Consider the following 22,480-nt stretch of genomic DNA (forward strand, 5'->3'; position numbering starts at 1 on the left):
GGCCGGCAGGCGTCGAACGTTTTCCGGTTCTGCATGCGTGATTCAGATAAGCTTTGCCATTCCCTTATTCTCTTTTCGACTTCCAAATCGCCAAACGGTATATAAAACCGTTACTCCTTTCATAGCCGTTATAAATATGATGATCAGCAGAAAATCATCATATTGATAAGGGTGCGCAATGGCCGTTAAATCACTAAAAAAAGGATATCTGGCGCTGGCTGCTTCTGTGCTGCTGGTCGCGCAGGCGCAGGCGACGGAATTGCTGAACAGTTCCTACGATGTTTCTCGCGAGCTGTTTGCCGCCCTTAACCCGCAGTTCGAACAGCAGTGGGCGAAAGATAACGGCGGCGATAAGCTGACGATTAAACAATCTCATGCCGGGTCATCAAAACAGGCGCTGGCGATTCTGCAAGGGCTGAAGGCCGACGTGGTGACCTACAATCAGGTGACCGATGTCCAGATCCTGCACGACAAAGGCAAGCTGATCCCCGCCGACTGGCAAAGCCGTCTGCCGAATAACAGCTCGCCGTTTTACTCCACCATGGGCTTCCTGGTGCGTAAAGGCAACCCGAAGAATATCCACGACTGGAATGACTTAGTGCGTTCCGACGTGAAGCTGATTTTCCCGAACCCAAAAACCTCCGGCAACGCGCGTTACACTTATTTAGCGGCGTGGGGCGCGGCGGACAAGGCTGACGGCGGCGATAAAGCGAAAACCGAGCAGTTCATGACCCAGTTCCTGAAAAACGTCGAAGTGTTTGATACCGGCGGTCGCGGGGCTACCACGACCTTCGCCGAGCGCGGTCTGGGCGATGTGCTGATCAGCTTCGAATCGGAAGTGAATAACATCCGCAAACAGTATGAAGCGCAGGGCTTTGAGGTGGTTATCCCGAAAACCAACATCCTGGCCGAGTTCCCGGTGGCGTGGGTGGATAAAAACGTCCAGGCCAACGGTACCGAGAAAGCGGCAAAAGCCTATCTCAACTACCTGTACAGCCCGCAGGCGCAGACCATCATCACCGATTACTACTACCGCGTGAATAACCCGGACGTGATGAACAAACTGAAAGATAAATTCCCGCAGACCGAACTGTTCCGCGTGGAAGATAAATTTGGCTCCTGGCCTGATGTGATGAAAACCCATTTTGCCAGCGGCGGTGAGCTGGACAAACTGCTGGCGGCGGGGCGTAAGTAATGTTTGCAGTATCGACTAAACGCGTGCTGCCGGGCTTTACCTTAAGCCTCGGGACCAGCCTGCTGTTCGTCTGCCTTATCCTGTTGTTGCCGCTCAGCGCGCTGGTGATGCAGCTTGCCCAGATGAGCTGGGCGCAGTACTGGGACGTGGTGACCAACCCGCAGGTGGTGGCGGCCTATAAAGTGACGCTGCTGTCGGCGTTTGTCGCCTCCATTTTTAACGGCGTGTTCGGCCTGCTGATGGCGTGGATCTTAACCCGCTACCGCTTCCCGGGCCGCACGCTGCTTGATGCGCTGATGGATTTGCCGTTTGCGCTGCCGACGGCCGTTGCCGGCTTAACCCTCGCCTCGCTCTTCTCCGTGAACGGGTTGTACGGCGAGTGGCTGGCGAAATTTGATATTAAAGTCACCTATACCTGGCTCGGTATCGCGGTGGCCATGGCCTTTACCAGCATCCCGTTTGTGGTGCGTACCGTGCAGCCGGTGCTGGAAGAGTTGGGTCCGGAATATGAAGAGGCGGCGGAAACCCTGGGCGCCACGCGCTGGCAGAGCTTTCGCAAGGTGGTGCTGCCGGAGCTCTCCCCGGCGCTGATGGCGGGCGTTGCGCTGTCCTTTACCCGCAGCCTCGGTGAGTTCGGCGCGGTGATTTTTATCGCTGGCAACATTGCGTGGAAAACGGAAGTGGCCTCGCTGATGATTTTTATTCGTTTGCAGGAGTTTGATTACCCGGCGGCGAGCGCGATTGCTTCGGTGATCCTCGCGGCCTCGCTGCTGCTGCTGTACTCGATTAACACTCTGCAAAGTCGCTTTGGTCGACGTGTGGTAGGTCACTGATGGCGGAAGTTACGCAATTGAAGCGATACGATGCGCCCCGCATCAACTGGGGTAAATGGTTTCTGATCGGTGCGGGCGTGCTGGTTTCCGCGTTTATTCTCGTCGTGCCGACGGTGTATATCTTCGTTCAGGCCTTCAGCAAGGGGCTGATGCCCGCGCTGGAAAACCTGGCGAACCCGGATATGCTGCACGCCATCTGGCTGACCGTGCTGATTGCATTGATCACCGTGCCGGTGAACCTGGTGTTCGGCACGCTGCTGGCGTGGCTGGTGACGCGCTTTAACTTCCCGGGACGTCAGCTGCTGCTGACCCTGCTGGATATTCCTTTTGCCGTGTCGCCGGTGGTAGCGGGCCTGGTGTATCTGCTCTTTTACGGCTCCAACGGGCCGCTGGGCGGCTGGCTGGATGAGCACAACCTGCAGATCATGTTCGCCTGGCCGGGCATGGTGCTGGTGACGGTCTTTGTGACCTGCCCGTTTGTGGTGCGCGAGCTGGTGCCGGTGATGTTAAGCCAGGGGAGCAACGAAGACGAAGCGGCGGTGCTGCTGGGCGCGTCAGGCTGGCAGATGTTCCGCCGCGTGACGCTGCCGAATATCCGCTGGGCGCTGCTTTACGGCGTGGTGCTGACCAACGCCCGCGCGATTGGCGAGTTTGGTGCCGTTTCCGTCGTCTCCGGCTCTATTCGCGGTGAAACCCTGTCGCTGCCGTTACAGATTGAGCTGCTGCAGCAGGACTACAACACCATCGGTTCGTTTACTGCCGCCGCGTTGCTGACGCTGATGGCTATTTTGACCCTGTTTTTGAAGAGTGTGGTGCAGTGGCGTTTAGAAAATCAGGAAAAACGTCAGCATCAGGAGGGAAATCATGAGCATTGAGATTGCCAATATTAAGAAGTCTTTTGGTCGCACCCAGGTGCTGAATGATATCTCGCTGGATATCCCTTCCGGACAAATGGTGGCGCTGCTCGGGCCGTCTGGCTCCGGTAAAACCACGCTGCTGCGTATTATCGCCGGGCTTGAGCATCAGACCAGCGGGCACATCCGCTTTCACGGCACCGACGTGAGCCGTCTGCATGCCCGCGATCGCAAGGTGGGCTTTGTATTCCAGCATTACGCGCTGTTCCGCCATATGACCGTGTTCGACAATATTGCGTTTGGCCTGACCGTACTGCCGCGCCGCGAGCGCCCGAATGCGGCGGCCATCAAAGCGAAAGTGACCAAACTGCTGGAGATGGTACAGCTTGCGCATCTGGCGGATCGCTTTCCGGCGCAGCTCTCCGGCGGGCAGAAGCAGCGCGTGGCGCTGGCGCGTGCGTTAGCCGTTGAACCGCAGATACTGCTGCTGGATGAACCCTTCGGCGCGCTGGACGCCCAGGTGCGTAAAGAGCTGCGTCGCTGGCTGCGTCAGCTGCATGAAGAGCTGAAGTTCACCAGCGTCTTCGTCACCCACGATCAGGAAGAGGCGATGGAAGTTGCCGACCGCGTGGTAGTGATGAGCCAGGGCAACATTGAGCAGGTTGACGAGCCGGAGCAGCTCTGGCGCGAACCGGCGACCCGCTTTGTGCTGGAATTTATGGGCGAGGTGAACCGTCTGCAGGGCACCATTCGCGGCGGACAATTCCACGTGGGCGCGCACCGCTGGCCGCTGGGCTATACCTCCGCGCATCAGGGGCCGGTCGATCTGTTCCTGCGTCCGTGGGAAGTTGACGTGAGCCGCCGAACCAGCCTCGATTCACCGCTGCCGGTGCAGGTGCTGGAAGCTAGCCCTAAAGGTCACTACACGCAATTGGTGGTACAACCGCTGGGCTGGTATACCGAGCCGCTGACCGTGGTCATGCGCGACGACGTCCCGCCGCACCGGGGAGAGCGCCTGTTTGTCGGTCTGCAGCATGCCCGTATTTATCACGGGAAGGAACGCATTGAGACGCGCGAGGATATTGCTCTGGCTGAGTCAGCCTGATAGGTTATCGCGTATGTTTTTCGCCCGGTGGCGTAATGCTTACCGGGCTTTTTATTGGGCAAAACCGTGAATACATTAGAACAAACAATCGGCAACACGCCTCTGGTCAAACTGCAGCGCATGGGGCCGGACAACGGCAGCGAAATCTGGGTCAAACTTGAAGGCAACAATCCGGCGGGGTCGGTGAAAGACAGGGCGGCCCTGTCGATGATTGTCGAGGCCGAAAAGCGCGGAGAGATTAAACCCGGTGATGTGCTGATTGAAGCGACCAGCGGCAACACCGGCATTGCGCTGGCGATGATCGCCGCGCTTAAAGGCTATCAGATGAAGCTGCTGATGCCGGACAACATGAGCCAGGAGCGCCGTGCCGCCATGCGCGCCTACGGTGCGGAGCTGATTCTGGTCACCAAAGAGCAGGGAATGGAAGGCGCGCGTGACTTAGCGTTAGCCATGGCGCAGCGCGGCGAAGGCAAGCTGCTCGATCAGTTCAACAACCCGGACAACCCGTACGCGCACTACACCACTACCGGGCCGGAAATCTGGCAGCAGACCGACGGGCGGATCACCCATTTTGTCTCCAGCATGGGTACCACCGGCACCATTACCGGCGTATCGCGTTTTCTGCGCGAGCAGGATAAAGCGGTGAGCATCGTGGGGCTGCAGCCGGAAGAGGGGAGCAGTATTCCCGGAATTCGCCGCTGGCCTGCCGAATATATGCCGGGCATTTTTAACGCGCAGCTGGTGGACGCGGTGCTCGATATCCATCAACAGGATGCCGAAAACACCATGCGGATGCTGGCGGTGAAGGAGGGGATTTTCTGCGGCGTCAGTTCCGGCGGCGCGGTGGCGGGCGCGCTACGTGTGGCGGGTGAAAATCCTGGCGCGGTAGTGGTGGCGATCGTTTGCGATCGCGGCGATCGCTACCTTTCTACCGGCGTATTTGGCGAAGAGCACTTTACCCAAGGCGCGGGAATTTAAACCTCGGGCGCGTCGAGCAGGTCCGTACCGTAGGAGTTATCCACGGTGCAGAGCCAGCGTTCACCCTGCTGACGAAAGACATAGGTTGCGCGCCGCGTGACCTGTGTTATCCCGGCTTCCGCCGTCGGGATATCCAGCCGGGTTTCCATAATCACCAGCGCATTGCCGCCGCCTTCGATAATCTCCATTTTTCCCTGCGTCACCACCAGCCGGTGCTGGAAATAGTCGGCAATGGCGATAAACGCGTTGCGGATATTTTCTTTGCCCCGCACGACCATGCCTGGCTTGACGACCAGCGCGGCGTCATCAGCGTAATACTCCATCAGTGTCGCGTAATCCTCCAGGGAGATAGCGCGATCGCAGGCTTCGATGGCGGCTTTAAGCTGTGGGTTGGGATTGGGCATTTCTGGGTATCCTTAAACTGTCGGGCTTTAATAAAAGCCTTTTGCTTACTTTGCCGTCAGCTTATCAAGAAACGCCCATAGCTTCTCATTCATTTCGCGATAATCCCAGGCACGCATCTCCTGTTCACTACGAATGAAACGCCTGCCTCTGGCGGCGCTAAGCTCCTGCTTCGAATGGGCGATCAGCAGCTCAATGACCTCAGCATCAAACTCCATGTGGCACTGGAAGCCATAAACCCAGTCGCTGTATTTCACAATTTGCCGCGGGCAGCCTTCGCTGGAGGCCATCACTTCCGCCTCCGGGGTCAGGCCTGGCATATCGTTATGCCAGTGGCCGACGACCAGCGAGGGGCCAAAATGGGCCAGTTTGTCATCCTGCAGGCCCGCGGTGGTGAGCGTGATGGGATAGTGACCCACCTCTTTTTCCGGACTTTGCATGACCGGCGCGCCCAGCGCTTCACCGATAAGCTGCGAGCCCAGGCATATCCCTACCACGATCCGTCCTGCGGCAATGGCCTGCGCAATCAAACGCTGCTCGGCGTGGCTATCAAACCAGGGGCACTCAGATAATGTCGTGCGCGGCGACTGCGGACCGCCGAGCACAACCAGCATATCAAAAGCGTTGGCGTTTTCCGGTAGCCTGTCCCCCGCGTATACCCGCGACCAGCTGATACCGTAGCCGCGCGCCTGCGCCCAGTGCAGGTAAGCTCCCGGCGCTTCAAAGACTTCATGGACGATAAAGTGGATCTGCATAGCGTTAACTCCCGTCACTGTTGTTGTAATATCTGGTATAAGTCATTGGCGAGCTTATTCATTTCATTGTCGCTGAGCGTCGCAAGCGACAGCCTCAGCCCGTGCGAAGGGGCGCGAATGCCGAACGTTTCGCCTTCGCGAACCAGCCAGCCGGCGTGCGCCAGACGGAGCGCTACCGGCTGGCTCGGCTCTTCCAGCGGGAACCAAAAATTAAGGCCGTCTCCCGGCGTCAGATGGGTGATTCCGCGGCTGGCGAGGGCGGCAATCAGCTTTTCATGCTGCTGACGATAGTGGCGCCGGGTTTCCGCCAGAGAGGCCATAAAGGTGTTGTCGTTAAGGCAGGCGATGACCAGATCCTGCAACAGATGGCTGACCCATTGGCTACCGGAATTAAGCCTCAGCCGCAGCGCCGCCGACGTGTCAGCGTCGCTGGCGACGATGGCCAGACGCAAATCTGGTCCCAGGGTTTTTGACAGGGAGCGTACCAGCGCCCAACGCTGACTTTCCGCGGCGATAGGGGAGTACCAGGGCGTGGCGGAGAGCAGCGCGAAATGGTCGTCAACAATCACCAGAACCTGCGGATAGCGGGCCAGTATTTCGCGTATTGCCCGGGCGCGGGATTCGCTGAGGCTACAGCCGGTCGGATTGTGTGCGCGCGGGGTAATAATGACCGCCCGGGCGCCGTTGCTCAGCGCCTCTTCAAGGGCTTCAGGCTGCATGCCTTCCCCGTCGACCGGTACCGGCGAAGGGCTAAAACCGGCGTAGCGCAGCATATTGATGCTGCTGAGAAAGCAGGGGTCTTCGATGGCCACGCTATCGCCGGGCAGCAGCAGGGCGCACAGCAGGCGCTCAAGCGCATCGACAGCGCCGCTGGCAAGGTTAATATCGGCATCCAGGTTCACATCGTTGTTAACCCAGCGGCTGGCCCACGCGGCCAGCCGTGGTTCAACCGCCGCATCGCCGTACAGACGAGGCGCTGGCGCAATTGCGCTGAGATAGTGCTTGAGGTTTGCCAGGCGAGCGGGGTCGGGATTGCCGCTGGAGATATCCTTCAGCGGCGAAGAGGGATCGCCACCTTCAAGGGCGGGCAGGGTATTATGCGTTTTAATGGCGGTACCATTACGCCCCTGGCTGATAGCCAGGCCAGAGGTCACCAGTCGCTTATAGGCGGCAGCGACGGTATTGCGGTTAACCGACAGCTTGCCCGCCAGCTCGCGGACCGGCGGTAAAACATCGCCAGGCTTGAGTGCGCCGCTTTGTACCAGATGGCGGATGCTATCGAAGATCTCACTGGCAGTTTTTCCAACGATCATTATTGACCTATGACAAAATGAATTTTAGCATAGGACGAATGATAATCAGAGTATGACCCGCTGTCCAGCGGGGGGAGAAAGGATGGGCCAGCAAGATGAAATACAATCGGTGCTCTTCAACGATAAAAGTCGGGCGCTTCAGGTCGATATTGTGGCCGTGCAGTCGCAGGTGGTCTACGGCAGCGTAGGCAACAGTATTGCGATACCGGCTATAAAGCAGCACGGCCTGCGGGTCATCGCGGTGCCGACGGTGCTGTTCAGCAATACGCCGCACTATGATACTTACTATGGCGGCGTTATCCCGGAAGAGTGGTTTGCCGGCTATTTAAAGGCGCTGGAGGAGCGTGACGCCCTGCGCGAGCTGCGGGCGGTAACGACCGGCTATATGGGCAGCGCCGTGCAGATTAAGCGTCTGGCGCAATGGCTGCTGCGCATTCGCGAGCAGCATCCTGAACTGTGTATTCTCGTTGATCCCGTCATTGGCGATGTGGATAGCGGTATTTACGTCAAGGCCGAGATCCCTGAAGCCTATCGTACGCATTTGCTCCCGCTGGCGCAGGGGATCACGCCCAATCTGTTTGAGCTGGAGACGCTAAGCGGTCTGCCTTGCCATAATCAGCAGGAGGCGATTATTGCCGCCCGTAGTCTGCTCTCTGATTCACTGAAATGGGTCGTTATCACCAGCGCGCCGGGAGAAAATAGCGCCACGATCAACGTGCTGGTGGTTAGCGCGCAGTCGGTCGAGGTGGTTGAACATCCGCGCGTTGAAACCGATCTGAAGGGAACGGGCGACCTTTTTTGCGCCGAGCTGGCGAGCGGTCTGGTATGCGGAATGCCGCTGGGCGAGGCCGCCCACGCTGCCGCGCAGCGGGTGCTGGCGGTTATGACCTGGACCAATGAACAGGGCTGCGATGAGCTCATTCTTCCGCCGCATAGGGAGGGAGAATGAAGAGCTATCGTTTAGTGGTGCGTCAGCAGGGAAGAGTCGTCGGCCATTTTGAGACCACCGGCAGCGAAGCCCTTGAGGATGTCTGCGAAGTGGGATCTTTATTTGGCGCCGTTGGCGGATATCAGTGTGATTTGCAGGTTTCTGACAGCGAGAAGCGGATTCTGGAAAGCGGCCCGGAAGGGATGAAAATACTTTCGCGGGAGAAGTGCTATCGGCCGTTTAAAGCGGCGAGATAAAAAAATGGCGCCCGAGAGGCGCCATTCTTCTGCGGCAAGAATTACTTCTTGATGCGGATAACCGGTGTTTCACCCACGGTTACGCTACCGGACAGTTTGATCAGCTCTTTGATCTCGTCCATGTTGGAGATAACAACCGGAGTCAGGGTAGACTTGGCTTTCTCTTCCAGCAGCGGCAGATCGAATTCGATAACCGGGTCGCCGACTTTCACACGCTGGCCTTCTTCGGCGATACGTTTGAAGCCTTCGCCTTTCAGCTCAACGGTATCAATACCGAAGTGAACGAACAGTTCAATGCCGCTATCAGATTCGATTGAAAAAGCATGGTTGGTTTCAAAAATTTTACCGATGGTACCATCTACCGGCGCAACCATTTTGTTGCCAGTAGGTTTGATAGCAATGCCATCACCCACAATTTTTTCCGCAAAAACTACATCCGGCACGTCTTCAATGTTGACGATCTCGCCAGAGAGCGGGGCAACAATCTCAATAGTTCCGGTGTCTTTTTTATCATCAGAAACCAGAGATTTCAATTTATCGAACAAACCCATGATCTTCTCCTAAGCAGTAATTTGGGCCGCGCATCTCGTGAATTAGCAGATTGTTTTTTCTTCAATGAACTTGTTAACCAGCGTCATTAACTCGTCCGTTGTCGGTTGAGCAAGAGCCTGCTCTGCTAATACTTTCGCATCTTCGAAGTTCGTGTTACGGATAATCTTCTTGATGCGCGGGATGGAAATGGCGCTCATAGAGAACTCGTCCAGACCCATACCCAGCAACAGAAGTGTAGCACGTTCATCGCCCGCAAGCTCACCGCACATGCCAGTCCATTTGCCTTCAGCATGAGAAGCATCAATAACTTGCTTAATCAGCGTCAGCACGGACGGGGACATTGGCTGGTAAAGATGTGAAATCATATCATTACCACGGTCAACTGCCAGAGTATACTGCGTTAAATCATTGGTACCGATACTAAAGAAATCAACTTCTTTGGCTAAGTGACGCGCAATTGTCGCAGCGGCTGGGGTTTCCACCATCACGCCAATCTCAATTGCCTCATCAAAAGCTTTACCTTCGTCGCGCAGTTCCTGTTTGTAGATTTCGATCTCTTTCTTCAGTGCACGCACTTCTTCAACAGAGATGATCATCGGGAACATGATGCGCAGTTTACCGAAAGCGGAAGCGCGCAGGATGGCACGAACCTGGTCGCGCAGAATCTCTTTGCGATCCATGGCGATGCGCACTGCGCGCCAGCCGAGGAACGGGTTCTCTTCTTTCGGGAAGTTCATGTACGGCAGCTCTTTGTCGCCGCCGATGTCCATGGTGCGAACGATAACCGCCTGCGAGCCGCACGCTTCGGCAACGGCTTTGTATGCTGCGAACTGTTCTTCTTCAGTCGGCAGCGAGTCGCGGTCCATGAACAGGAATTCTGTACGATACAAACCAACGCCTTCCGCGCCGTTACGTTCGGCACCTTCAACGTCGCGTACGGTACCGATGTTGGCGCAGACTTCAACCTGATGGCCGTCCAGCGTAATGGCCGGCAGGTCTTTCAGCTTAGCCAGTTCCGCTTTCTCTTCAGCGACCTGAGCCTGCAGGTTGCGCAGTTCTTCGATTTGTTGATCGCTCGGGTTAACCAGAACCTGATTATTCACCGCGTCGAGAACCAGATAATCGCCGTTTTTCACCTGGGTAGTCACGCTACCGGTGCCCACGATGGCCGGCAGTTCAAGGGAACGCGCCATGATGGAGGTGTGGGAAGTACGGCCGCCCGCGTCGGTGATGAAACCCAGCACCTTGTTCAGGTTCAGCTGTGCGGTTTCAGACGGGGTGAGGTCAGCGGCTACCAGGATAACTTCATCCTGAATCGCGCTCAGATCGATGATGGCCAGACCGAGGATGTTGCGCAGCAGGCGCTTACCGATGTCGCGTACGTCAGCGGCACGCTCTTTCAGGTATTCGTCATCCAGTTCTTCCAGGGCAGTAGCCTGACCTTCGATAACTTCATTGGCTGCCGCATCGGCAGTCATATGCTTATCTTTAATCAGGGCTATGATTTCCTGCTCAAGCTCCTCATCTTCCAGCAGCATGATGTGCCCTTCGAAGATGGCTTCTTTTTCTTCACCGAAGGTTTCACCAGCTTTGGTTTTGATGACCTCCAGCTGGGCGGAGGCCTTGGTGCGGCCATTCAGAAAACGTTCAACTTCCTGATCAACCTTATCGGCAGAAATTTTCTTCCGGTCGATGACAATTTCATCTTCTTTCAGCAGAAGTGCCTTGCCGAAAGCGATACCCGGGGATGCTAAAATGCCTGAAATCATAACCCTACCTTACTTGTGACTGATATTAAAAAGAACCCGTGAACTTACTCGAGTTCAGCCATCAGTTTTACCAGATGCTCAACTGCTTTTTGCTCGTCTTCGCCTTCGGCAGAGAGAGTGACAACGGTACCCTGGGTCAGGCCCAGAGTCTGCAGTTTGAACAGGCTTTTGGCGCTGGCGCTTTTGCCGTTGGAGGTTACAGTGATCTCAGAAGTGAAGCCTTTTGCTTCTTTAACAAACTGAGCAGCAGGGCGGGTGTGCAGACCGTTCGGAGCGGTAATAGTAACTTCTTGCTGGAACATTATATTTCCCCAACTTATAGGTTTAGTGTTGTGGACCTAAAGTTTAGCCTAACGGCCAAACTTTAGCCTGTATCGTTAGCGCCGGCATCACGTATCCGGCTCCGGCACCATCAGCGGAAAATCGCTGTGGAAACCTTCAGGCCGTTAACGTCTACCACGTCATTAAACATTATGCCGCTAAAGGAAGACTTGAACCAAATCATAAAATCGATTCAGCTTATGGAAATCCAAATCGGAATAATTTCGCGCATCGAAATAAATGTGCTGGTTAAATACCAGACCCAACGAAGTGAATCAATGCCAGGAGGGGTAAAAGTTTGATGTGCGCCACAAAAAAGCACCTGAAAAGGTGCTTTTTTACACGATATTAACAAGCTGGCATTACTGTTGCAGTTCTTTCTCGGTGAAGAGATCGGCAAACAATGCGGTGCTTAAATAGCGCTCACCTGAAGAGGGTAGGATAACCACAATATTCTTGTTGGTAAAGGCTTCATCCTCCTGCAGCTTCAGCGCAGCGGCAACGGCAGCGCCGGAAGAGATGCCGGCCAGAATGCCTTCCTCTTCCATCAGGCGACGGGCGGTGGAAATGGCTTCTTCATTGGTAATAGCCACTACTTTATCCACCAGCTTCAAATCCAGGTTGCCTGGGATAAAGCCTGCGCCAATACCCTGGATTTTGTGCGGGCCTGGCTTCAGCTCTTCGCCTGCCAGCGCCTGGGCGATAACCGGGGAGTCGGTAGGTTCAACGGCAACGGTAATCAGATCTTTTTTACCTTTGGTGCCTTTGATATAGCGGCTCACGCCGGTCAGCGTACCGCCAGTACCGACGCCGGAGATGAAGACGTCGATTTGACCATCGGTATCTTCCCAGATTTCCGGGCCGGTGGTTTTTTCATGAATTTCCGGGTTGGCCGGGTTGCTGAACTGCTGGAGCAGGAGGAATTTTTCCGGGTCGCTGGCGACAATTTCTTCGGCTTTCTGGATGGCGCCTTTCATCCCCTTGGCGCCTTCGGTCAGCACCAGGTTAGCGCCCAGGGCCTTCAGCAGCTTGCGGCGTTCGATGCTCATGGTCTCCGGCATCGTCAGCGTCAGTTTATAACCGCGCGCCGCAGCCACGTACGCCAGCGCGATACCGGTATTACCGCTGGTCGGTTCCACCAGCTCAACGCCGGGCTTCAGCACGCCGCGTTTTTCGGCATCCCAAATCATATTGGCACCGATACGGCATTTTACGCTAAAGCTCGGGTTACGAGATTCTACCTTTGCCAGGATGCGTCCGTTACCGATGCGGTTCAGTCGTACCAGCGGCGTATGGCCGATAGTCAGGGAGTTATCTTCAAAAATCTTACTCATGGCCCGTCCTTAACTGTATGAAATTTGGGAGTACGGCTTCAGCATACCCGCTTAAAGAATATGCGGAAGTAAGGATTTAGCATATCTATATTCAGAAGAGAAATAATGGCAAGCCAGAAGTAATAAGGAGCGGCATAAGCCGCTCCGAAAGCGATAGCGCTACTTCCACATGGCGTGTTTGTCACGGTAGCAATCGACCCACATCGCCGTCGCGCCGCAAATCGCGACGGGCAGGATGACCAGGTTTAGCACCGGGATCATGGTAAACAGGCTGGTCAGGGCGCCAAACTGCATATTGGTCACTTTGCGCGTGCGCAGCGCCTGACGCATCGTTTTAAACGGCACCTTATGGTTATCAAAAGGGTAATCGCAGTACTGAATCGCCAGCATCCAGGCGCTGAACAGGAACCACAGCACGGGGGCGACGGTCTGGCCGATACCGGGGATAAAGTAGAGAAGCAAAAGGACGATGGCCCGCGGCAGGTACCAGGCAAACTTCTGCCACTCGCGCTTCATGATGCGCGGAACATCTTTCAGGATGCCGAAAACCCCGACATCCGGCGGCGTCGCGCCCGTCAGGCGCGCTTCAAGCTGCTCGGCCAGCAGGCCGCTAAAGGGCGCGGCAATCCAGTTGGCGATTGTCGAGAAGAAGTAGCCGAAGACAAGCAGAATAGAAATGACCACCATGGGCCACAGCAGATAGTTAAGCCATTGCAGCCATTCAGGAACATGGCTCATCAACGAAGGGATCCAGCTGTCCAGACGCGTGAACAGCCACCAGAATGCGCCGCCCATCAGAATAATGTTGACGAGTAAAGGGAGGAATACGTATCGACGGATCCCCGGCAGCCCGATCAGCTTCCAACCCTGCGAAAAATAGTAGACGCCACTACGCGGGGTCGTTACGGATGATGAAACCATAGTCAGGTAATGCTCCTTTTTTGACATCCAGGCTGAATGCCGGGCTATTTTATCGGGTTAGCAGACAATAACCAGTTAGGAAATGTTCGAAAAAACAGCAAAAAGCACGATTTAGTTCATCTTTATGTAGTGAAAGCCCCCGACGCACTTGCACTTGATGTAATCGGCAAATACTCTTAGTGAGTAAATGTTTGCCGTGGTGGCAAGGTGTTAGAACAACAGAGAATATAATGATGCAGGATTTGCGTCTGATATTAATCATTGTTGGCGCGATCGCCATAATCGCTTTACTGGTGCACGGTTTCTGGACCAGCCGTAAAGAACGCTCCTCGATGTTTCGCGATCGCCCACTGAAACGTATGAAGTCTCGCGACGATGAAGCGTCGGAAGGCGACGACTTTGATGACGATGTTGAAGGCGTTGGTGAAGTCCGGGTTCATCGGACCAGTCATGCGCCGAATGGCGTTCATGGGGAGCATGAAGCACCTCGTCAGCCGCAGCACCAGTATCAGCCTCCTTATGAGCGTCAGGCGCAACAGCCACCTGTGCGCCCGGAAGAGCCTGTCCGTGCACCGCAGCCGCCGCAACATCAGCCCGTTCACGCCCAGGCCCCGGTCCAGCAGCCGCAGCGCGCCGTGCCGCCTCAGCAGCCGGTACAGCCGCAGCCCGTTCCGCATGTGCAGCAACCCGTTCAGCATGCGCAGCAGCCCGTTCAGCATGTGCAGCAGCCGGTTCAACAACCTGCCGCCGCTCCAGAGCCGCAGCCGGCGCCGGAACCTCAGGCCCCTGAGCCGCAGCAGGCCGCGCCGCAGCCTAAAGAGCGTAAGGAGACGGTCATCGTGATGAACGTCGCTGCGCATCACGGTTCGCAGCTCAACGGCGAGCTACTCATCAATAGCATCCAGCAGGCGGGCTTCAAATTTGGCGATATGAATATCTTCCATCGCCACCTCAGCCCGGACGGCAGCGGTCAGGTGCTCTTCAGTCTGGCCAATATGGTTAAGCCTGGCACCTTCAATCCTGACAGCATGGCGGATATGATGACGCCCGGGGTGACTATCTTTATGCAGGTTCCGTCCTTTGGCGATGAACTGCAAAACTTTAAGCTGATGCTGCAGTCCGCGCAGTACATTGCCGATGAAGTCGGTGGCGTAGTGCTGGATGACCAGCGTCGTATGATGACGCCGCAAAAATTGCGTGAATATCAAGACCGAATTCGTGAAGTGAAAGAGGCTAACGCCTGATTCATCTTCTTGCGTTTCATCTACTTATCCTGAACCCCCGCCCGTCGGGGGTTTTTTATCATTGATGGTGTGATATGGAATCGAACGAACAAAAACTGACTGAACTGCGAACCACGCTTCGCCATCATGAATATCTCTACCACGTCATGGATACGCCGGAAATCCCTGATGCGGAATACGATCGGTTAATGCGCGAACTGCGCGAGCTGGAAGCTCAGTACCCTGAGCTGATCACCCCGGACTCGCCCACCCAGCGCGTCGGTGCCGCACCGTTAGCCTCTTTTAGCCAGATTCGCCATGAAGTCCCGATGCTGTCGCTGGACAACGTTTTTGATGAGGAGAGCTTCCTCGCGTTCAACAAGCGGGTACAGGATCGCCTGAAAAATACCGATAACCTGACTTACTGCTGTGAGCTCAAGCTGGATGGCCTGGCGGTCAGTATCCTGTATGAAAACGGCCTGCTGGTGCAGGCGGCGACCCGCGGCGATGGAACGACCGGCGAAGATATTACCTCCAACGTGCGTACCATTCGCGCGATTCCCCTGAAGCTACGCGGTGACAATATTCCGCAGCGGCTTGAGGTGCGCGGAGAGGTGTTCCTGCCGCAGGCAGGGTTTGAAAAAATTAATGAAGAGGCGCGGCGAACCGGAGGTAAAGTCTTTGCTAACCCGCGTAACGCGGCGGCGGGGTCTTTACGCCAGCTCGATCCGCGAATTACCGCGAAGCGTCCACTCACTTTCTTTTGCTACGGCGTGGGCGTGCTGGAAGGCGGCGAGCTGCCTGCCAGCCACTCGGCGCGCTTGCAGCAGTTTAAGTCCTGGGGGCTGCCGGTCAGCGAGCGTGTAAAGCTCTGCCATACGCCAGAGGAAGTGCTTACTTACTATCGCCAGGTTGAAGATGATCGGCCGAAGCTGGGGTTTGATATCGACGGCGTGGTCATCAAAGTCGATTCGCTGGCGCTGCAGGAACAGCTTGGCTTCGTAGCCCGCGCGCCGCGCTGGGCGGTGGCGTTTAAGTTTCCGGCGCAGGAGCAGATGACTTTCGTGCGCGACGTTGAGTTTCAGGTCGGGCGCACTGGCGCCATCACGCCGGTTGCGCGTCTGGAGCCGGTACACGTCGCCGGGGTCCTGGTCAGCAACGCGACGCTGCATAATGCTGATGAAATCGAGCGTCTGGGACTGCGTATCGGCGATAAGGTGGTCATTCGCCGCGCCGGCGATGTTATCCCTCAGGTCGTGAACGTCGTGCTCTCAGAACGCCCGGAGGAGACGCGTGAGATCGTGTTCCCCACCCATTGTCCGGTATGTCATTCCGACGTTGAACGCGTGGAAGGCGAAGTGGTGACGCGCTGTACCGGCGGTCTGATCTGCGGCGCCCAGCGTAAAGAAGCGCTCAAGCATTTTGTCTCCCGTCGCGCCCTGGACGTTGACGGTATGGGCGATAAAATCATCGATCAGCTGGTTGAAAAAGAGTACGTGCATACGCCGGCCGATCTCTTCCAACTGACGCCGGGTAAACTCACCGGGCTCGATCGCATGGGGCCCAAATCAGCGCAGAACGTGGTGGATGCCCTGGAGAAGTCCAAAGAGACCACCTTTGCCCGTTTCCTTTATGCGCTGGGGATCCGCGAAGTCGGTGAGGCGACGGCAGCCGGTTTAGCGGCCCACTTTGGCACCATTGAGGCGCTGGAGCAGGCTTCAATTGACGATCTGCAAAAAGTGCCCGATGTCGGGATTGTGGTTGCCACGCACGTGCGTAATTTCTTTGCCGAAGAGAGCAACCGCGAAGTGATTGCTCAGCTGCGTAAAGAAGGCGTCCGCTGGCCGGCGCCGGTCGTGGTCAATGCGGAAGAGATTGATAGCCCCTTTGCCGGCAAAACGGTGGTTCTGACCGGTAGCCTGAGTCAGCTCTCCCGTGACGATGCGAAAGCCCGGCTGGTTGCGCTGGGGGCGAAGGTGGCGGGCAGCGTGTCGAAGAAGACCGACCTTGTCATCGCCGGGGAGGCGGCGGGCTCTAAGCTTGCCAAAGCGCAGGAGCTGGGAATTGCGGTGATCGATGAAGACGAAATGCTGCGTCTGCTCGGAGAGTCGCGTGGATAAAGATCAGCTTATTGAGATTGCCAACACGGAAATGCCGTTTGGTAAATACAAAGGGCGGCGCTTAATCGATGTGCCGGAAGAGTATTTGCTGTGGTTTGCCCGTAAGGATGAATTTCCCGCCGGGCATCTTGGCGAGCTGATGGCATTAACGCTATTGATTAAAACGGAGGGGCTGACCAGCCTGGTCGAGCCCCTTAAGCGCCCGCGTTAGGCTTCGGAGGCGCGGCTTTTCTCCTGCGCCTGTAACGCTTCGGCCTGGCGCTTATAGCGCCGCGCCAGCACCGCACAGACCATAAGCTGAATCTGATGGAAGATCATCAGCGGCAGAACCATTATCCCCAGGATAGAGGTCGGGAAGAGAATGTTGGCCATCGGAATGCCGTTCGCCAGGCTCTTTTTCGACCCGCAAAAGACAATCGTAATTTCATCCGCTTTATTGAACCCGCACCTGCGCGCCACAAAGACGTTAATCGCAATCACAATCGCCAGCAGCACCATGCTGACAATAACGATAAACAGCAGCGAACCGACGCCGACTTTGTGCCAGATACCGTTAACAACCGCCTCGCTGAACGCCGAATAGACCACCAGCAGGATGGAGGTCTGGTCGGTTTTCGAGATCCACTTTTTATGTTTTGCCACCCAGTTGCCAATCCACGGACGAGAGAGATGTCCCAGCACAAACGGCAGCAGCAGCTGCAGCATGATTTTGCCAACCTGCTCCAGACTCCCCCCCGCACCGTGCAGGTTCATCAACAGGCCGACCAGCAGCGGCGAAATGAAGATCCCCAGCAGGCTTGAGGCCGAAGCCGAGCATACCGCAGCCGCCACGTTGCCGCCCGCCAGAGAGGTAAACGCAATGGCTGACTGGACGGTGGCGGGAAGAATGCAAAGATAAATAAATCCGGTATAGAGCGCCGGATCGACGTTAACGGGCGCCCACCAGGCGAACAGCACGCCAAGTACGGGAAAAACGATAAACGTGCTGCACATGACCCAGAGATGTAAACGCCAGTGGCTGCCCCCGGCAACGATCGCCTCACGGGAGAGCTTGGCGCCGTGCATAAAGAAAAGCAGCGCGATGGCGGCGGTGGTTAAATGTTCAAAGAAGGGGACAAATCCGCCGCGCGCAGGAAAAAAGGAGGCCAGCAGGACGACGGTGACTAATGTCAGGGTGAATGGATCAAGAATGCGGAAAAATTTCATAAACGCTCCTGAAAATCGATGTCGCTATTGTGCTTTCTTTAGTTTGAGAAATAAAATCGATTTATTGCATCTATTCATGAAAAAAAGAGATGAATTATTCGCTACGTCAGTTGAAGGTTTTTGTGACCGTTGCTCGCGTCAAAAGCTTTAGCCGGGCAGGGGAGAGTATTGGCCTGAGTCAGTCAGCGGTAAGCCACAGCGTGAAAGAGCTGGAACATCAGACCGGCGTACGCCTGCTTGACCGAACGACGCGCGAAGTGGTGCTCACGGAAGCCGGACAGCAGCTGGCGGCCCGGCTTGAGCGCCTGCTGGATGAGTTAAACGGCACGTTGCGTGAGGCCGGGCGCGTCGGGCAGCAGCTTATGGGAACCGTGCGGGTGGCGGCCAGCCAGACTATTTCCGCCCATCTGATCCCGCAGTGCATCGCCTACAGCAACCGTCGCTATCCGGAGATAGATTTTGTTCTGCACGATCGCCCCCAGCAGTGGGTGCTGGAGAGCATCCGTCAGGGAGAAGTTGATTTTGGCATTGTTATCGACCCTGGCGCCGCGACCGATTTGCAGTGTGAGGCGGTTCTCGCTGAACCTTTCCTGCTGCTTTGCCGTTGCGATCACCCTTTCGCTAAAAGGGATGCGGTGAGCTGGCATGCGCTGCATGACCAGCGGCTGGTTTTGCAGGATTATGCTTCGGGTAGCCGGCCGCTGATTGACGCCGCGCTCGCGGGATTCGCCGTTACCGCAAATATCGTGCAGGAAATCGGTCATCCGGCCACGCTATTCCCGATGGTTGAGTCGGGGATAGGCATCAGCATCCTACCTGCGTTAGCGCTGCCGCTCCCTCAGGGAAGTCATCTGCAGGTGAAGCGGCTCACCCCGGTGGTGGAACGCCAGCTGATGCTGGCGCGGCGTAAAAACCGCTCGCTATCGACAGCCGCAGAGGCGCTGTGGGAGGTGGTGCGGCAGCAGGCTGGCCAGCTGACCGCCTTACGCGAAAACGACCCCTTGTATCAGAAATGAAATCAATAGCTTTTTAATATCAAACGTCCGGGAAAACTGTATTGGTAATCGATTGCGTAGCATCGTTATAACAGCATGGTAGCCAATCACTTTATCGATCTTTCAGTTTTTAAGGACAGCTTATGAGCGACACGCTTTTCTCACAGAATCCCTGGTATAGCGCCGATATTATTCGCGGATATAAGCCGGATTTTACGCCGCGGGTGGCCTTTATCCTGGGGTCGGGTCTCGGGGCGCTGGCGGAACAAATTGAAGATGCGGTGGCGATATCTTACGAGAAGCTGCCCGGCTTTCCGGTGAGTACCGTGCACGGCCATGCCGGCGAACTGGTGCTTGGAAATCTGGCCGGCGTACCCGTTGCCTGCATGAAAGGGCGTGGGCACTTCTATGAAGGTCGGGGCATGACGGTGATGACTGATGCCATCCGGACGCTAAAGCTGCTGGGGTGTGAACTGCTGTTTTGTACTAACGCGGCCGGTTCTTTACGTCCGGAAGTGGGGCCGGGAAGTCTGGTGGCGCTCAGCGATCATATTAACACGATGCCGGGTACGCCAATGGTGGGCCTGAATGATGAGCGCTTCGGCGAACGCTTCTTCTCCCTGGCCAACGCCTATGACGCGGATTACCGCGCCGTTCTGCAGCGCGTAGCGGAGGAGGAGGGGTTTCCGCTGACTGAAGGCGTATTTGTCTCTTATCCCGGGCCGAATTTTGAAACGGCGGCGGAGATTCGCATGATGCAGATTATCGGCGGCGATGTGGTGGGGATGTCCGTCGTGCCGGAGGTCATCGCTGCCCGCCATTGCGAGCTGAAAGTGGTGGCCGTCTCAGCCATTACCAATCTGGCTGAGGGCCTCGGCGATGTGAAACTATCTCACGCGCAAACCCTGGCAGCGGCCGAACTCTCCCGGCAGAACTTTATTAACCTGATCTGCGGCTTCTTACGCAAACTGGCCTGAAAAAATAATAAATATTGACCCCGCTTGCGGGGTCTTACTTTAATGGCAAGGAACGGAAAAATGGGTATCGCCTCTCGCTTAAAACTCATGTCGTTTTTGCAATATTTTATCTGGGGTAGCTGGCTGGTCACCCTGGGTTCTTACATGATAAACACACTGCATTTCACCGGGGCAAATGTCGGCATTGTCTATAGTTCCAAAGGGCTGGCGGCCATTATCATGCCCGCCATTATGGGGATCGTTGCCGATAAATGGCTACGTGCAGAACGGGCCTATATGCTCTGCCACCTGGTCTGCGCGGGCGTGCTTCTTTATGCAACGACCGTCACCGATCCGGAGACGATGTTCTGGGTAATGCTGATTAACGCGATGACCTATATGCCGACTATCTCGTTGTCTAATAGCATCTCCTATTCATGTCTGGCACAGTCCGGCCAGGATCCGGCGACCGCGTTTCCTCCTGTTCGCGTATTTGGCACTCTTGGTTTTATTGTCGCCATGTGGACGGTGAGCCTGATGGGGCTGGAGCTGAGCAGCGCGCAGCTGTATATCGCCTCTGCCGCGTCGTTATTACTGGCGATTTATGCGCTTACGCTACCGAAAATTCCTGTGACCGAGAAGAAACCTGGCGCCACATTGGCCGCGAGGCTGGGACTGGATGCATTCATATTGTTTAAAAATCCGCGGATGGCCATTTTCTTTTTCTTCGCGATGATGCTCGGGGCGGTACTGCAAATCACCAACGTCTTCGGTAACCCCTTTCTGCATGATTTCGCCCGCAACCCGGCGTTTGCCGACAGCTTTGTCGTGCGCTATCCCTCTATTTTGCTTTCAGTTTCGCAGATGGCGGAAGTCGCCTTTATTCTCACCATTCCATTCTTTCTGAAACGCTTTGGCATTAAAACGGTCATGCTGATGAGTATGCTGGCGTGGACGCTGCGCTTTGGCTTTTTTGCCTTTGGCGATCCGTCTCCGTTCGGTTTTGTTCTGCTGCTGATGTCGATGATCGTTTACGGCTGCGCATTCGACTTTTTTAATATTTCAGGATCGGTGTTCGTAGAGCAAGAGGCGGGGGCGCATATTCGCGCCAGCGCGCAGGGGTTGTTTATGACCATGGTGAACGGTGTTGGCGCATGGGTAGGTTCGGTTCTCAGCGGCATGGCCGTGGATTACTTCTCTGTTGATGGCGTAAAAGAGTGGCAGACCATCTGGCTGGTGTTCGCGGCCTATTCATTGCTGCTGGCGGTTATTTTTGCCGCGTTCTTCAAATATAAACATGAACCTGAGAAGTTAATGAAAAAAGCGCTGACGCATTAATCCTCTTCCGCGGCGGGCACATGTTCCGCCGTTTCATTTTTTCTGATGCAGTGTGGTAACTTTGCGCATTATCTTTATGCCTCAGGAGCGCATGACCCATGGAACGCACGCATCGTATCGATCTGAAGTTATTGCGCTATTTTCTGGCTGTTGCCGAAGAGCTGCATTTTGGTCGTGCGGCGGCCCGTCTGAACATGTCGCAACCTCCGCTCAGCATTCACATTAAAGACCTGGAGCAGCAGCTTGGCACGCTGCTGTTTGTTCGCCACTCCCGCAGCGTAGCGTTGACCCACGCAGGAAAAATCCTGATGGAGGAGTCCCGTCGTCTGCTTTCCAGCGCGAATCAGGCGCTGGCGCGCGTGGAACAGATTGGGCGGGGTGAGGCGGGACGGGTAGAGTTGGGCGTGATAGGTACGGCTATGTGGGGAAAAATGCGTCCGGTGATGCGGCGTTTTTTGAAAGAGAACCCTAACGTAGAGGTGCTTTTCCGCGAGAACATGCCCGCCATGCAGATGGCGATGCTGGAACGACGCGAGCTGGACGCCGGCGTCTGGCGAATGGCGACAGCGCCTTCTCCTGGATTTACCAGCCTGCGATTGCACGAATCCTCTTTTCTGGTGGCCATGCCGGAAGAGCATCCGCTTGCCGCGCGTAAGGCGATCCCGCTTGCGGCGTTGCGTAACGAATATTTTGTCACCATGCCTTCAATACATACCGACTGGACGTTTTTGCAGCGCGTGTGCCAGAGCGCCGGATTCTCACCGATGATTATCCGTGAAGTGATGGAGCCGCAAACGGTTCTGGCGATGGTCAGTATGGGGATAGGTATTACGCTCATCGCTGATAGCTATGCGCAAATGACGTGGCCGGGGGTGGTGTTTCGCCCGCTGGAAGAACGCATACCCGCAGATTTGTATATCGTCTATGACCAACAGCAGGCGACGCCCGCGCTGGAGAAGCTGATTGCGGCGCTGGTGAATTGATGGTCTGTGCCGGATAGCAAGATGAAGGCCCGTGTCGGCTTTGTCTATCGCAGATAGCAAAAAAGCGCCTTTAGGGCGCTTTTTTACATTGGTGGGTCGTGCAGGATTCGAACCTGCGACCAATTGATTAAAAGTCAACTGC

Annotated in this window: 23 protein-coding genes; 14 read left to right on the top strand and 9 right to left on the bottom strand. The window is 55.9% G+C overall.

Features of this window, described 5'->3' with window-relative positions; translation table 11 throughout:
• Positions 1-178 precede the first annotated feature (178 nt).
• The 5 genes from cysP (at position 179) to cysM (ending at position 4,965) form a co-directional block, all read left to right on the top strand.
• On the top strand, positions 179-1,195 hold the full coding sequence (gene cysP, locus ABLU88_RS27310; protein WP_014230322.1) for a thiosulfate/sulfate ABC transporter substrate-binding protein CysP: 1,017 nt from the start codon (positions 179-181) through the stop codon (positions 1,193-1,195).
• Positions 1,195-2,028 (top strand): sulfate/thiosulfate ABC transporter permease CysT, encoded by an 834-nt coding sequence (cysT, locus tag ABLU88_RS27315; RefSeq protein WP_134898413.1) that lies wholly within the window; start codon positions 1,195-1,197, stop codon positions 2,026-2,028. The genes cysP and cysT overlap by 1 nt, the downstream gene beginning before the upstream one ends.
• Positions 2,028-2,903 carry a sulfate/thiosulfate ABC transporter permease CysW gene (gene cysW / locus ABLU88_RS27320; RefSeq protein WP_004853017.1) on the top strand — a complete coding sequence of 292 codons (876 nt, stop codon included), beginning with the start codon at positions 2,028-2,030 and terminating at the stop codon, positions 2,901-2,903. Before cysT ends, cysW begins: the two co-directional genes overlap by 1 nt.
• A complete protein-coding gene (gene cysA, locus ABLU88_RS27325) occupies positions 2,893-3,987 on the top strand; it encodes a sulfate/thiosulfate ABC transporter ATP-binding protein CysA (protein WP_004853015.1) in 1,095 nt (364 codons plus the stop codon). The genes cysW and cysA overlap by 11 nt, the downstream gene beginning before the upstream one ends.
• 66 nt (positions 3,988-4,053) lie before the next feature.
• Complete coding sequence (gene cysM, locus ABLU88_RS27330; RefSeq protein WP_014230319.1) at positions 4,054-4,965, top strand: cysteine synthase CysM; 912 nt, start codon at positions 4,054-4,056, stop codon at positions 4,963-4,965.
• On the opposite strand, the gene ABLU88_RS27335 is transcribed toward cysM, so the two are convergent.
• Genes ABLU88_RS27335 through ptsJ form a run of 3 tightly spaced genes read right to left on the bottom strand, consistent with a single transcriptional unit; the run spans position 4,962 to position 7,435 of the window.
• Complete coding sequence (locus ABLU88_RS27335; RefSeq protein WP_134898411.1) at positions 4,962-5,369, bottom strand: nuclear transport factor 2 family protein; 408 nt, start codon at positions 5,367-5,369, stop codon at positions 4,962-4,964. The genes cysM and ABLU88_RS27335 overlap by 4 nt on opposite strands.
• Positions 5,370-5,414: 45 nt before the next feature.
• On the bottom strand, positions 5,415-6,122 hold the full coding sequence (locus ABLU88_RS27340; RefSeq protein ID WP_134898409.1) for a type 1 glutamine amidotransferase: 708 nt from the start codon (positions 6,120-6,122) through the stop codon (positions 5,415-5,417).
• A 14-nt stretch (positions 6,123-6,136) separates the two neighbouring features.
• The gene (gene ptsJ / locus ABLU88_RS27345; protein WP_025106635.1) at positions 6,137-7,435 is read right to left on the bottom strand and encodes a transcriptional regulator PtsJ; all 1,299 of its coding nucleotides are present in this window, start codon (positions 7,433-7,435) and stop codon (positions 6,137-6,139) included.
• A gap of 82 nt (positions 7,436-7,517) precedes the next feature.
• Here ptsJ and pdxK point away from each other — a divergent pair, with 82 nt between their 5' ends.
• Positions 7,518-8,384: a pyridoxine/pyridoxal/pyridoxamine kinase gene (gene pdxK / locus ABLU88_RS27350; protein ID WP_014230316.1), complete on the top strand. Its 867-nt coding sequence runs from the start codon at positions 7,518-7,520 to the stop codon at positions 8,382-8,384.
• Positions 8,381-8,620, top strand: a complete 240-nt coding sequence (locus ABLU88_RS27355; RefSeq protein WP_004104337.1) for a hypothetical protein — start codon at positions 8,381-8,383, stop codon at positions 8,618-8,620. The genes pdxK and ABLU88_RS27355 overlap by 4 nt, the downstream gene beginning before the upstream one ends.
• A gap of 41 nt (positions 8,621-8,661) precedes the next feature.
• Here ABLU88_RS27355 and crr read toward each other — a convergent pair whose 3' ends face one another.
• The 5 genes from crr to cysZ all read right to left on the bottom strand — a co-directional run bounded on the left by crr (position 8,662) and on the right by cysZ (position 13,517).
• Entirely contained in the window at positions 8,662-9,171 is a 510-nt protein-coding gene (crr, locus tag ABLU88_RS27360) for a PTS glucose transporter subunit IIA (RefSeq protein ID WP_000522253.1), read from the bottom strand.
• 42 nt (positions 9,172-9,213) lie between these two features.
• Positions 9,214-10,941: a phosphoenolpyruvate-protein phosphotransferase PtsI gene (gene ptsI, locus ABLU88_RS27365; protein WP_004852999.1), complete on the bottom strand. Its 1,728-nt coding sequence runs from the start codon at positions 10,939-10,941 to the stop codon at positions 9,214-9,216.
• 44 nt (positions 10,942-10,985) lie between these two features.
• A complete protein-coding gene (ptsH, locus tag ABLU88_RS27370) occupies positions 10,986-11,243 on the bottom strand; it encodes a phosphocarrier protein Hpr (RefSeq protein ID WP_002913505.1) in 258 nt (85 codons plus the stop codon).
• Between the two features lie 381 nt (positions 11,244-11,624).
• Positions 11,625-12,596, bottom strand: a complete 972-nt coding sequence (gene cysK / locus ABLU88_RS27375; protein ID WP_046878226.1) for a cysteine synthase A — start codon at positions 12,594-12,596, stop codon at positions 11,625-11,627.
• Between the two features lie 159 nt (positions 12,597-12,755).
• Positions 12,756-13,517, bottom strand: coding sequence for a sulfate transporter CysZ (cysZ, locus tag ABLU88_RS27380; protein WP_009654873.1), 762 nt, complete (start codon positions 13,515-13,517; stop codon positions 12,756-12,758).
• Positions 13,518-13,747: 230 nt separating this feature from the next.
• On the opposite strand from cysZ, the gene zipA reads away from it, so the two are divergent.
• The 3 genes from zipA (at position 13,748) to ABLU88_RS27395 (ending at position 17,071) form a co-directional block, all read left to right on the top strand.
• Positions 13,748-14,761, top strand: a complete 1,014-nt coding sequence (gene zipA, locus ABLU88_RS27385; RefSeq protein ID WP_014230313.1) for a cell division protein ZipA — start codon at positions 13,748-13,750, stop codon at positions 14,759-14,761.
• Between the two features lie 74 nt (positions 14,762-14,835).
• Complete coding sequence (gene ligA / locus ABLU88_RS27390) at positions 14,836-16,860, top strand: NAD-dependent DNA ligase LigA (RefSeq protein WP_048260628.1); 2,025 nt, start codon at positions 14,836-14,838, stop codon at positions 16,858-16,860.
• Positions 16,853-17,071: a DUF3820 family protein gene (locus tag ABLU88_RS27395; RefSeq protein ID WP_064374459.1), complete on the top strand. Its 219-nt coding sequence runs from the start codon at positions 16,853-16,855 to the stop codon at positions 17,069-17,071. Before ligA ends, ABLU88_RS27395 begins: the two co-directional genes overlap by 8 nt.
• Here ABLU88_RS27395 and ABLU88_RS27400 read toward each other — a convergent pair.
• Positions 17,068-18,066, bottom strand: a complete 999-nt coding sequence (locus tag ABLU88_RS27400; protein ID WP_004852990.1) for a bile acid:sodium symporter family protein — start codon at positions 18,064-18,066, stop codon at positions 17,068-17,070. The genes ABLU88_RS27395 and ABLU88_RS27400 overlap by 4 nt on opposite strands.
• An 89-nt stretch (positions 18,067-18,155) precedes the next feature.
• Here ABLU88_RS27400 and ABLU88_RS27405 point away from each other — a divergent pair, with 89 nt between their 5' ends.
• The 4 genes from ABLU88_RS27405 (at position 18,156) to ABLU88_RS27420 (ending at position 22,338) form a co-directional block, all read left to right on the top strand.
• Positions 18,156-19,082 (top strand): LysR family transcriptional regulator, encoded by a 927-nt coding sequence (locus ABLU88_RS27405; RefSeq protein WP_014230310.1) that lies wholly within the window; start codon positions 18,156-18,158, stop codon positions 19,080-19,082.
• A 122-nt stretch (positions 19,083-19,204) separates the two neighbouring features.
• Positions 19,205-20,038: a xanthosine phosphorylase gene (gene xapA, locus ABLU88_RS27410; RefSeq protein ID WP_014230309.1), complete on the top strand. Its 834-nt coding sequence runs from the start codon at positions 19,205-19,207 to the stop codon at positions 20,036-20,038.
• A 60-nt stretch (positions 20,039-20,098) separates the two neighbouring features.
• Positions 20,099-21,355 carry a nucleoside permease gene (locus ABLU88_RS27415; RefSeq protein ID WP_348838701.1) on the top strand — a complete coding sequence of 419 codons (1,257 nt, stop codon included), beginning with the start codon at positions 20,099-20,101 and terminating at the stop codon, positions 21,353-21,355.
• A gap of 98 nt (positions 21,356-21,453) precedes the next feature.
• Entirely contained in the window at positions 21,454-22,338 is an 885-nt protein-coding gene (locus ABLU88_RS27420; protein WP_014230307.1) for a LysR family transcriptional regulator, read from the top strand.
• Positions 22,339-22,480 lie beyond the last annotated feature (142 nt).

This window comes from Klebsiella sp. GW_Kp182 (assembly GCF_040062275.1).
GTDB lineage: Bacteria > Pseudomonadota > Gammaproteobacteria > Enterobacterales > Enterobacteriaceae > Klebsiella > Klebsiella michiganensis.